The sequence below is a fragment of the Sphingomonas sp. P3_C6 genome (genome assembly GCF_056402595.1).
Map to the genome: position 1 here is coordinate 1 of NZ_JBFUHB010000051.1, position 10,106 is coordinate 10,106.

Below are 10,106 nucleotides of genomic sequence, written 5' to 3' on the forward strand. Positions count from 1 at the left end.
TGAGCCGGTCCGGCAACGTCTGGAGCCGGTCCGGCAACGTCTGGGACAATGCCGCGATGGAGAGCTTCTTCTCCTCGCTCAAGACCGAACGGATCGCGCGGAAAACATACCGTTCCCGCAATCAGGCACGCGCGGATGTATTCGATTATATCGAGCGCTTCTACAATCCGACACGCAGGCACTCGACCCTGGGCTATCTCAGCCCCATGGACTTCGAGAAGCAGGCTAAGGTAGCCTAACCTGGTGTCCGTGGAACCGGGGGCAGCTCAGACTGCGGCGGTGGGCCCATGGGTTCTGATCAATGCGCCTTGGTATTAGTCCTTGCCTTCGATGTCGCTCCATCGCCCAACGATGGGGGTAGTGGGATTATCCCGTTTCATGCTTTTCCAAACAGATGTTCGCTGAAGGCTTGATAAAAGGGACATCTTTTAAGATCGAGTCATCTGTTCGTCGCAATGAACTGGGGCCGAATTCACGGATCGTCACGACTTGCATCAGCCCTCTCCCGATCTGGGGGTGCCTTTCATCGTGAGGCAGACGCTCACCGTCGATGACCCGCATAGCTTGTCGGAGACCGCGGCAGATCAGGTCACCCCGGCTCGCAGTACACCGCTTGCCGATGAGTCGATTCTATCGGTGCACGCGAGGGTCCGGACATCGAAAGCTGTATTTCGTCGCCAACATCTCCATCGGCAATTGCGGGGTGCACGATGGAGGATCTCGACTTGCGAGACTCGTGGCCGCCACATCCGCGAAAGGGATGCGGCAGCTCGGACGATGGTCCGATGACGGAGCGACCCCGCTTCACTCGATCTGAAGGCGCGCCGCGGCCCACGCGGAGGCCGGATCACTCGCCTGCCAGACACACTTCAATGCGGCGATTGCGCTTGCCACGATTCTCTACCTTTCTCACGATTAGCGGGAGGATCTCGGAAGTGGAGCGCACATGGGTTCCACCGCAAGGCTGGACGTCGATCGCGCCGACCCGCACCAGGCGCACGGTTTCACCCAAGGACGGCGGAGCGACATTGGCGGTCCGCACGAGGCCCGGATCCTCGCTTAGCGCGGTCCGTTCCCTGATGAGAATCTCGACGGCAGCCCCGGTCGCGAGCATCGCGTTCAACCGTTCGGTGAGTTCTTCCTTGCGCGGCGGGCTGTCGGGCAGGTCGAAATCGAGGCGCGCGCGATCGGTATGCATTGAGCAGCCCGTCACTGGCGCGGTGATCAGCCCACACAAAATATGCAGGGCTGTGTGCATGCGCATATGTCCAAGCCGCCGCGCCCAATCGATTTCCATCTCGACCTGTTGCCCGATCATGGAGGGATCGGGGGCGCCATCGATCCGGTGCGCAATCCGCATTCGTCCAGGGATGTAGCGCGTGTCGGCGACGGCCAACGCCTGGCCGGACGGTAGCCGAAGCGTACCGGTATCGCCGGGCTGCCCGCCGCTTTCCGCGTAGAAGATCGATCGGTCGAGGACGAGACAGTCCGCCGTCACATCGACGATCGTCGCGCTGGCCTTGGTGAGATAGAAATCCTGCTCGAAGAGGCGTTCGGTCCAGTTGGTCATCTCAGATCTCCTTACGATCAGTGGAGACCGGGACGATCGCGTCAAGCTCGTCGAGATACTCGTCGACCCGGTCATAGGCGAGGGACAGGATGCGGGCGCCGGGATGGCGTCGCGCAAGGAACATGCAGGCTTCGATATTGGCCCCGGTGGACAGCCCGGCCCCGATCCCTTCGCAGTCGATCAACGCCTGCACGCCGCGCGCCGCCTGAACATCGGTGACCGACACATAATCGTCGACCACCCGGGGATCGAAATTGGCGGGGACAAGCCCGACGGCGAGTCCCTGGATTCGGTGAAAATCGAAGGTTCCTGCCGCGAGGTCGCAGCCTTCGGGCTGCACCGCGACTACCCGAACCTCGGGCCAGCGCCGCTTCAGCACGCGGCCGACCCCGCTGAGATGCCCTCCTGTGCCGACGCCGCCGACGAAAAAATCGAGCGGCGTGTCACCCAGTGCTTCCAGAATCTCCGGTCCGGTGGCGGCTTCATGGGCCGCAGGATTTGCCGGATTGGCCTGCTGGTTGAGCAACACCCATTCGGGATTGGCGAGCTGAATGGCGCGCGCCAGTTCACCATGGCTGTTGCTTCCCGTGCTGCTGTCTGACAGCACGACCTGTGCGCCGAAGAGGCGCACTTTGCGGCGCTTCACTTGGGAATAGTTGTCCGGGATGACGAGCACCAGGCGATATCCGAGCAGATTAGCGGCGATGGCGAGCCCGAGGCCAGTATTCCCGCCTGTGGGTTCGAGGATCGTCTGACCGGAGCCCGGAACAAGGTCGCCCCGGGCTTCCGCCCGCCGGATCATGTTGACCGCGATGCGGGCCTTATGGCTCGCACCAGGGTTCTGGAATTCCAGCTTCAGCAGGAGCTCGCCGTTTAGGCCCTCCCGTCGCGCGAGCCGGGCGAGCCGGACGATCGGGGTGTTGCCGAGTAAGTCGAGCAACGACTCGGCAACCCCAGGTGCGGCGATGGAAGCGGGAGGCGCGTTGGCGAGGGCGGGGACGGCGCTCATGCGACGACCATTTCGGGATCGACATGTTCCGCCCAAGCGATCAGGCCGCCTTCGAGACTGCGGACATCGGTGAACCCCTTGGCAAGCATGATCCTTGCCGCGCGCTCCGAGCGAATCCCGGACCGGCAAAGCAAGACCAGGCTGCGGTCCCGCGGCAGCACGTCCCCCTCGCGCTCGATCCGAGCGAGGGGGATATGGACCGCGCCGTCGAAACGGGCGATTTCCAGCTCGCCCGGCTCGCGGACGTCGACGACCAGCGGCGGCGCGCCGAGGGCGAGTGCCGCGGCAAGCCCTTTAGGCGCGATAGTTTCGACACTGACTTGCGGCACCTCGCTCGCCACGGGCGTGGGTATGGCTTCATTCTTGGTGCCGCAGACCGGGCAATTGGGCGCCCGGCTGAAACTGAGGGTCCGGGAGGTTCCGCCCAAGCAATCGATTGTGAGCAGCCGGCCGATCAACGGCTCGCCGATTCCGAGCAGTAGCTTGGCGACCTCATTTGCCTGCTGCAGCCCTGTGATGCCCGGGACGACGCCCAGCACGCCGCCGGCGGCGCAGTTCGGAGCCAGATCGCCGGTCGGCAGGGCACGGAAGAGGCAGCGATAACAGGGCGCATCGTCAGTCGCATTGAAAACCGACACCTGGCCTTCGAACTGATAGACGGCGCCGAAGACCAACGGCGTGCGATGGCGGCGTGTCGCGCGATTGACGATGTCGCGGGTCGCGAAATTGTCGGTCCCGTCGGCAACGAGGTCGTGCAGCGGCACCAACCGTTCCGCAATTTCCTCGTCGAGGCGTGCCTCGACGAGCTCGATTTCGATGTCCGGGTTCAGCGCCAACATGTGCGCTTTCGCGGATTCACCCTTGGATTTGCCGATCCAGTGGCTGTCATGGATGATCTGGCGCTGGAGGTTCGAGCTGTCGACAGTGTCGAACTCGACAAGCGTGATGTGTCCGACCCCTAGCGCCGCAAGATAGAGCAGCAACGGAGATCCTAGACCCCCAGCTCCGATCACCAGGACGCGGGCCTGCTTGAGGCGTTGCTGACCCGACCGACCAACTCCTGGCAGGGTCAGATGCCGAGCATAGCGGCGGATTTCCTGCGGAGTCAGCGGACCCTCCGAGGCACCGCCGGACTGGGCGATCAGCAGGGTGACGTCCTGCCCGGCCGCAACGGGGCTATGCTCCTCCGCGCTGTCGTCGCCGACGAACGCATGAATGTCGTCCTTCAGTCGGCCAGCGGCGTTGACGAGATAGACCGCCAGCGCCGGCTGGGCTGCGCAGAGGGACCGGATGCCGGCCGCGACCGTGTCGCCCGAAACCGAGAAGTCGCGCTGTTCGGCTCCTACGAGCTCGACGAGACGCTGCGGGAGAATGATCTTAAACATCGGCATGCACTCCTTCTTGCTCAATGGAATCGCTCGACCAGACGCAGTGAAAGGTCGAGCCGGCGAAGTGGAAAAGATTGGCCTTGATGGCCTTGCCCGCGCGGACCTCGACGACGAGGAAGGCAACGGGATATTTGAGGCGATCCCCCAGCAGCGCGTCTTCTTCGTCCTTGCGCGAAAAATAGGCCGAGGCGTCCGGATGGGAGTGGTAAAGAACGACGCCAGGATCCGCTTCGTCAAAGCTCCGGCTCAGGGCGAGCAGGTCCCGCGGCGCGAGTGAGTAGGCCTTGCGCGCGGTTCGGGGATGACGATCGGGATCGGCTTCGTGCAGGGCGTCCTGATGGTTATCAGCGCGGTGCAATGCACCGCTACGTCGGATGAAGCCGCAGCATTCATTCGGATAGCTTGCCTCCGCATGGCGAAAGATCTCCGCGAGGGTGGACGGCCACAAGGTAACGGGCATCAGTCGCTCACCCCAGGGATCGATTACTTGGAAGTTTCTCATCCACATTCTCCCACAAGGTGAAACAGGGGCCATTCGAAGGGGACGGTCGGCGCGTTGCGCGACGCGAGGCCGATGATCCGCATGGCCAGATGGTCGACCCGCGCCGCATCCGCGCGGAAGGTGAAGGGATCGATCACGGCGGTGCCGACGCCCTTTGCGAGGCGCTCGAAGTCCGTGCGCAGCGACGCGCCATCGAGCCGCAGACCACAAAGCCGCGAGACATTGATGATCTCAACAGGAAGCACGGCGCTCGCTGACCAGTCCGAGCTCAGCTGCGCCTGGGCGAACATCAGTCCATCCTCGTCGTTCGACGCGAAGGGAACGGCCAGTGGAGGTCGGCCACGCAGGACGAGCGATACCTCCAGGGCGTCGCCGACCCGCCTCAGGTCATAGACCTTCACGGTGTGATACCGCCCGAGCCAGAGCAGTTCCGCCTGATGTAAAGGGTTGAGCCAGACGGGTGTCGACAGGGTGGTGCGGACGCGGACGAGATGCCCAACGGCCACTTTGGTGCCTCGATGAATGGCCAGGGCGGTCCGGGGGATTTTCGCTGGCGAGCGGCCTTCGAATATCGGCACGAAGCCGCCCAGCTCACCCTCGGTCAGCTCGGAACAGACCGTGCGACCGGCGGAGCGCTCGACGCTTCGAACCCTCGCCGGCGCGACGGTATAGTCGCCATTATCCAGCCTTGCCGGCACGATGTCGAGCAGGCAGCCAGAGGCTATGCCGCCCGACAACGACTTCCCGAGTAGGATCGGTCCGAGTCCGGCGCGCTTGCCCTGCGCCTCGATGAGCATCACCAACGGCGCGCCCGGGACGGACGTACTACGCTGCGCGCAGGCGGCCACGGCAAGATCGGTGATCTGTTCCTCGAGGCTGGGTCCGGCGAACCAATCCCACCGCAAATCTTGGTTGCGGACATTTCGCGATTGGCGCCCTTTCACATCGACGCTGACCGGCACGAAGCGCAGGAGCGACGAGTCGGGGACGAGCGACCCGATAAGTGTCTTGGTCGCGGCGAATCCCTCGGCTGGGTCATCAACCAAATCGAGTTTCGTGATGGCGACGATGATCAGCCGATCGGGCTTGAGAGCGCAGGCTAGGAGGAGCGATCCCACAGCGTCGATGATCAAGCCGGTCTCGTCGGGGTTACTCGTCCGGATGGCCTCGCACGCGAAGATGAGCGTGTCGGCATAGAATATGCCGCGCAGGCGGTCGTTTCGCCCGAAGGTGCGACCGCCGGGCGTGTCGACGACATCGACAGCAAACCGGCTGCCGTCATCGCCGAGATGGACGCGGGCGATGTGCATCCGCTTGCTTGTGGTGCCGGGCCTGCCGGGCGACCGCTCGCGTTCGTCGGCCGAGAGGTCGACAAGATAGGAGAAGGCTTGAGCATCGACGTAAGTCGACGCGAGGGACTGGCGGGCGCGCTCGATCTCGCGTTCCGATCCATCTGGATCCTCCCGCCACAGGAAGGTGCCGATCAGGGTCGACTTGCCGGCGTGGGCCGGGCCGATGACCGCAGTGGCCGGGGCCGCTTGGGGCTCGCGCATCAGCGTAGCTCCTCGATGACGCGCTTGAGCGCTCGCGATCCCGAGACGATCACGCGAACCCCACGGAGCGTGCGGATTTCAAGTCCATAGAGGCCGTCCGGCAAGTCGCCATGCCGCTTTAGGCGGACCTCGGTCATGTCCTCCTCTTCGCCGATGACGGTGCAGGCCACCGCATTCCAGGGCTCGGCAGTGCCTAGCGAGACCAGCGCGAACTCGGCGCCCTCGAAATTGAGTCCCCAGACCAGCAAATGGGTGGCCTCTGCGGGGCAGCGTGTCACCGCGTGGAACTCGGTGCGGTCTTCGAGATCGACCCCGAGATCTTCGTCGAGGATCATAACAGTCTCGTTCGCTCCGCGGACCCGGCAATTGCTGGGTACGTCCTCGCGGATTGTGATATCGGGGCCGATCCGCACATTGTTGCCGATCCGGACCGGGCCCAAGATGCGTGCGCCTCCCGCGATCTCGACATTATCGCCGATGATCGGATGTCGGGGGCCGGGCTGATTGGTTCCAATGGCGCTTGCGCCGAGCGTCACGTCCTGAAGCAGCGTGAGGTCGCATCCCGCGACTACAGTCTCTCCGATGACGGTAAGACAGCCATGATCGATAACGAGCCGCTCGCCAATCTGGGCCCCCGGGTGGATGTCGATTTGCGTCTCCCGCTTTGACGCCTGCCAGAGTTCGACGGCCACCTGCTGCAGCGCTGGGCGCTTCGTCTGGTAGAACTGGCTAGCCAGCCGATAGTCAGCGACCGCGTGCACCCCCGAGATCGAGCGAACCTTGCGGCAGTCACCGCCACAGGCGGGGGCGCCCCCGCGATAGGCTTCGAAATCGCCCCGGCCCATTTGCATCGCGCGTTGCAGGAAGCGCTGCACCTCTAGCGGCGCGATGCCGTGGAGCTGCGGAAAGGGAAGCAGCCGGTCAATCCATGCGTCGTACCGTTCCTTCAGGAAGGCATCACTGGCCGAGGCGTCGCTGGAAGACGATCGGCGGGGCTTCAGCGCCTTGGGCGCCGGCCTTCGGCCAGGATTGGGACGAGGGACTCGCATCGGCAGCACTCCTTCGACTCGGAGTATTGCTCATTCGGTATCATTTTTCCAACAAAACTATCATCAAGCGATAGTAAAGTTTAACTTGGGACGAGAATGGCCATCGCCTGCACAATATCGGCGCCCATGCGGTCCAGCGTGTCGACCAGAGTCTGTCGGTCGGTCGCGTTCTGGAAGAACTCCTTGGCCTCGCTGAGCTTTGTCCTAGACGTGATCTTCAAGGCGCGCGCCAAGGCGTCGACGTCGTCCAGGCCGATGGTCACGGAATCGAGCGCATCGCGGACCGCTGCGAGGATTTGCGGCTCGCCGCCTTTGCCGACGCATTGCTGAAGCTGTTCCAGGAGCCACGAAACGGCCTTGTGCTGCACTTCGTCCTCGCCGTGATCGACGAGCGTGCTGACGAATTTGGTGCCGGTCGCCTTGTAGCTGCCATCGCCAAGCTGCTTGAAGCTGAAGAGCGCTTTTAGCTGCGCATCGACTGCTCGCCCGATCCAGAGGATCTTGCGATCGACATCTTCCTGATAGGATTTATCCGGTGCGCGGTGAAGTTTTCGGATGGCAAGGCTCACCAATTTCTGGCCTTGTTTCAGTAGGTTGGGTGATGGTTCGTCCGTGATCTGAATGGCGGTCCCGCACATCGGCCCGCTGTAGCCGGGATCGATCTGAAAGCCGTGGTTTACCTGGAGGCCGCACATCGCGTTGTGCGCGACGGCGCCGACGTCAGCGATGAATAGATTGCCGAATTCGACGGTCTCGCGCGCAAGAATATGGACAGAGTCGAGCTTCTCCAGTTCTGCGGTCCTGCCATAGGCCGTCTCCTTGGCTTTTCTCCGAATATTGGCGAGTTGCGCTTTCTCGCGCTCGTCGAGCGGGTCGCCATATTCGTCCTTCAGCACGATGTGCCACTCGCGTAGTTCGAGCTTCTTGAAGCCTGACGAGATGATAAGACCGATGGTCAGGTCGAGCGACGCGGGCTCGATTTGGTCGCGATTATAGGGTGTGATGTTGATGCTGAAGTCGCCGCGGATCGCAGCTTCGATCTYGCGATCGACGAGAATGCCGGTAGGGTGACCCGACAGGCCGGAGAAGAGTGGAAGTTCGTGCACCTCGGCGGGGCTGCCCTTTGCCTTGGCTGGCCGCTTCCGCGTGGGGGGGAGGCTTGCCGCGTCCCGCTCAATGGTGATCGGGTCCGATAACCAGACGTCAGGGTCATCACCGAAATATTTGGAGAGTTTTAGAGCGACGTTCGCGGAGATCGAACGCTTGCCAGCAGTGATGCTATAGAGTGTCTGCGAGTGAACGTCGATCTCGTCGGCCAGGTCCGATGCGGTAATACCGCGCATGGCCATCCGCCTGCGCAGATACTCGCCCTGTTCCAGCGTTTCTGTGTTATCGTTCGAGTCGAATAAGGAATTCTGCTGGCGAGTCATCAAACTATCCCCCTATCCGTCACGCTACCGTAACACGATCAAATTTCCAACCTTTGTTGGATTATCGCTAGTTTTGCTTAAAAAACATCATTTTGGGCTCGTCAGAGCGCGCTTGGCTATCTCTTAGCCGTGATAGCAGAATGGCTTGACTCATTCGGACCGAAATGAACAAAAAAGGAACAAGCTCCTCTGCCTCGGACCTCGACTCCTTGTGGTGCAGTCTGGAAGGACGCGGGGTGCTGATGAGCTTCTATTCCGACAGGTAGGAGTGTGGTTTGCCGGAAGGTTATTGGAACGGCTCTATCGGCAGGATCCAGGCGCTCACGCCGCACCAGATTCGGGCGGCCGCCAAACGTCTCTATCGGCCGGCGGAATTCATCTAGCTCGTGGTGGGCGATTTATCGAGCGTCGTGACTGATGTTCGAAAGTTCAACTTAGGCGAGATCGAGGTCTGGGATGCCTTCAAGCGCGTCCAATAACGGCCACGGATTTCCAAAGGTGCTCACCTCTCAGCGTGGCGTCCGGACAGCACGTCGATTTCATCGGTAGCGAGGATCGACCCGACTGATCCGGTGGAGCGTCGTGCGGTCCGATCAAACGGGCACCCTGTCAGCAGCAATCCATTCCCTCGCTGCGCACCCGAGGGCTAACGCCGGAAAACCTCCCCGTACGAGATCTGTCCATCGAACAGCGCCCGCGCCACGAGAAAGGTGCGATGCGGATTGCAGTAAGCGCGGGGGACATTCTCGACATGCTCGTGCGCGTCGAGCTCGCGTCGCCGAGCGCGACATAGCCAAGCTCGGCTTCGGTGTTGGGCACCCGGCGCAGAGCGACGTCCCACCAAACGACCTCCCGGTGCTGGTGCATGAAGCCGAACAGCTCAAGCCCGTCCTTGCATGCATCCTTGTGCGCTTGCAGCAGGTCCGGGACGAACCTGGCCACCATCACCGTACCATTTTCCCACCCCATATCGCGATTGTCGGCGTGCTTGATCTTGTTGCCGATCGCCTCGATCGCTGCCTGCCACGGGACCCGGGCTGCCACCCAGGCCGGGAAGTCCTCGATTGCAGCCATGCCAACGGGCAGCGACCTCACGCTGGCGCGCAAGTCGCGAGTGAGCGTCTTTCTGGTTCAGTCGCGGAGTGCGACCATCGCGACGCAGAAGTCGAGCGCGGTATAGGTCATTGCCTCGCTGTCGCGCGGGCGCGCCATTATCGCATCCTCGTAGCGGTCGAAATTCCAGTAGGCTTTGCGGAATTTCTCCCAAGGCGAGCGGATCGAGGCGAGCAGTTCTGGATGGTTGGCCCAGGGATGGGGCCCGGTCGTTCGGCGCGTCATGGATTTCAGATAGCGCTCGCGTGATTGGCGCTAATACCAAGGCGCATTGATCAGAACCCATGGGCCCACCGCCGCAGTCCGATGGACATGATGCGCCATGGTTGCTCGACGAGCGCGTTCCAAGCGAAGCAGCAATGGTCGACGATGTCGTCGTAGGATGTGAAGATGCGGTTGGACAGCCAGTTGTCACGCATGAACTGCCAAAGGTTCTCGACGGGGTTGAGTTCCGGGCATCTCGGCGGCAGCGGCATCAGGGTGATATTGGGC

11 protein-coding genes are annotated in these 10,106 nt (G+C 62.4%); 1 reads left to right on the forward strand and 10 read right to left on the reverse strand.

Features of this window, described 5'->3' with window-relative positions:
* On the forward strand, positions 1–239 hold a 239-nt coding region (locus tag AC1DT7_RS23900; protein ID WP_478038783.1), incomplete at its 5' end, for an IS3 family transposase.
* A gap of 608 nt (positions 240–847) precedes the next feature.
* On the opposite strand, the gene AC1DT7_RS23905 is transcribed toward AC1DT7_RS23900, so the two are convergent.
* The 10 genes from AC1DT7_RS23905 to AC1DT7_RS23950 all read right to left on the reverse strand — a co-directional run.
* Positions 848–1,570 (reverse strand): alanyl-tRNA editing protein, encoded by a 723-nt coding sequence (locus tag AC1DT7_RS23905; RefSeq protein ID WP_478038784.1) that lies wholly within the window; start codon positions 1,568–1,570, stop codon positions 848–850.
* A gap of 1 nt (position 1,571) precedes the next feature.
* On the reverse strand, positions 1,572–2,579 hold the full coding sequence (locus AC1DT7_RS23910; RefSeq protein ID WP_478038786.1) for a PLP-dependent cysteine synthase family protein: 1,008 nt from the start codon (positions 2,577–2,579) through the stop codon (positions 1,572–1,574).
* Positions 2,576–3,964, reverse strand: coding sequence for a molybdopterin-synthase adenylyltransferase MoeB (moeB, locus tag AC1DT7_RS23915; protein WP_478038788.1), 1,389 nt, complete (start codon positions 3,962–3,964; stop codon positions 2,576–2,578). Before moeB ends, AC1DT7_RS23910 begins: the two co-directional genes overlap by 4 nt.
* Positions 3,957–4,427: a M67 family metallopeptidase gene (locus AC1DT7_RS23920; protein ID WP_478038790.1), complete on the reverse strand. Its 471-nt coding sequence runs from the start codon at positions 4,425–4,427 to the stop codon at positions 3,957–3,959. Before AC1DT7_RS23920 ends, moeB begins: the two co-directional genes overlap by 8 nt.
* Before the next feature lie 38 nt (positions 4,428–4,465).
* On the reverse strand, positions 4,466–6,022 hold the full coding sequence (locus AC1DT7_RS23925; protein WP_478038791.1) for a GTP-binding protein: 1,557 nt from the start codon (positions 6,020–6,022) through the stop codon (positions 4,466–4,468).
* Complete coding sequence (locus tag AC1DT7_RS23930; protein WP_478038793.1) at positions 6,022–7,071, reverse strand: serine O-acetyltransferase; 1,050 nt, start codon at positions 7,069–7,071, stop codon at positions 6,022–6,024. The genes AC1DT7_RS23925 and AC1DT7_RS23930 overlap by 1 nt, the downstream gene beginning before the upstream one ends.
* Before the next feature lie 80 nt (positions 7,072–7,151).
* Entirely contained in the window at positions 7,152–8,501 is a 1,350-nt protein-coding gene (locus AC1DT7_RS23935) for a helix-turn-helix domain-containing protein (RefSeq protein ID WP_478038795.1), read from the reverse strand.
* A gap of 609 nt (positions 8,502–9,110) precedes the next feature.
* Positions 9,111–9,575, reverse strand: a complete 465-nt coding sequence (locus AC1DT7_RS23940) for a hypothetical protein (RefSeq protein WP_478038796.1) — start codon at positions 9,573–9,575, stop codon at positions 9,111–9,113.
* Positions 9,576–9,632: 57 nt separating this feature from the next.
* The gene (locus AC1DT7_RS23945) at positions 9,633–9,839 is read right to left on the reverse strand and encodes a hypothetical protein (RefSeq protein WP_478038798.1); all 207 of its coding nucleotides are present in this window, start codon (positions 9,837–9,839) and stop codon (positions 9,633–9,635) included.
* Between the two features lie 50 nt (positions 9,840–9,889).
* Positions 9,890–10,106: transposase (locus tag AC1DT7_RS23950; protein WP_478038800.1), on the reverse strand; the 217-nt coding region annotated here is incomplete at its 5' end.

Excerpts from the sequence above, each read along its gene's own strand:
- AC1DT7_RS23905 (WP_478038784.1), bottom strand. The coding sequence starts at position 1,570 with ATGACCAACTGGACCGAACGCCTCTTCGAGCAGGATTTCTATCTCACC.
- AC1DT7_RS23910 (WP_478038786.1), bottom strand. The coding sequence starts at position 2,579 with ATGAGCGCCGTCCCCGCCCTCGCCAACGCGCCTCCCGCTTCCATCGCC.
- moeB (WP_478038788.1), bottom strand. The coding sequence starts at position 3,964 with ATGTTTAAGATCATTCTCCCGCAGCGTCTCGTCGAGCTCGTAGGAGCC.
- AC1DT7_RS23920 (WP_478038790.1), bottom strand. The coding sequence starts at position 4,427 with ATGCCCGTTACCTTGTGGCCGTCCACCCTCGCGGAGATCTTTCGCCAT.
- AC1DT7_RS23925 (WP_478038791.1), bottom strand. The coding sequence starts at position 6,022 with ATGCGCGAGCCCCAAGCGGCCCCGGCCACTGCGGTCATCGGCCCGGCC.
- AC1DT7_RS23930 (WP_478038793.1), bottom strand. The coding sequence starts at position 7,071 with ATGCGAGTCCCTCGTCCCAATCCTGGCCGAAGGCCGGCGCCCAAGGCG.
- AC1DT7_RS23940 (WP_478038796.1), bottom strand. The coding sequence starts at position 9,575 with ATGGCTGCAATCGAGGACTTCCCGGCCTGGGTGGCAGCCCGGGTCCCG.
- AC1DT7_RS23945 (WP_478038798.1), bottom strand. The coding sequence starts at position 9,839 with ATGACGCGCCGAACGACCGGGCCCCATCCCTGGGCCAACCATCCAGAA.